A 558-nucleotide genomic window follows, 5' to 3' on the forward strand; every position below is an offset into this window, starting at 1 on the left:
CAGATTTGTTCTAACTTATCCATGTATCACTCGAATAACCACTATTTATACATTGTTTATTCTGCTGATAAGTTATAAACTCGGTAACGTTGTTTCTGCTTCAAAGCAGACACAATAAAAAGACTAGGGGGATGAATTTACTGTGAATCAACTTCAGCGGGTGTTCAATTATCAAGGGAATCAAGTTCGAACTGTAATCATTGATAACGAACCTTGGTTTATTGCAAAAGATGTCTGTGATGTGCTTGAACATTCCAACAGTCGCAAAGCTTTGGAACGACTGGATGCCGACGAAAAGGGTGTAACCAAACTTTACACCCCTGGAGGATTACAAGAATTGAGCATTATCAGTGAATCTGGATTAACAGAACTTATTTGGACGAGCCGGCTACCTGAGGCAAAGGATTTCAAACGGTGGGTAAAAAAAGAAGTTTTGCCGTCTATCCGAAAAACCGGCAAATACGAAATAGAATCGTCCACGACTCCAAAACCGACACCGGCTGAATTCCTGTTGCTTATGGCCGAGCAACTGGTGGCTATGGAAAAGCAAATTCAATT

At 40.5% G+C, this 558-nt stretch carries 1 protein-coding gene; it reads left to right on the forward strand.

Annotated elements, in window-relative coordinates; translation table 11 throughout:
- Positions 1 to 142: 142 nt before the first annotated feature.
- Positions 143 to 558 (forward strand): BRO family protein (locus H1S01_RS20680; RefSeq protein WP_188042186.1); only part of this gene is annotated, 416 nt, incomplete at its 3' end.

The sequence above is a fragment of the Heliobacterium chlorum genome, from assembly GCF_014502795.1.
In the GTDB taxonomy this organism is placed as follows: Bacteria; Bacillota; Desulfitobacteriia; order Heliobacteriales; family Heliobacteriaceae; genus Heliobacterium; species Heliobacterium chlorum.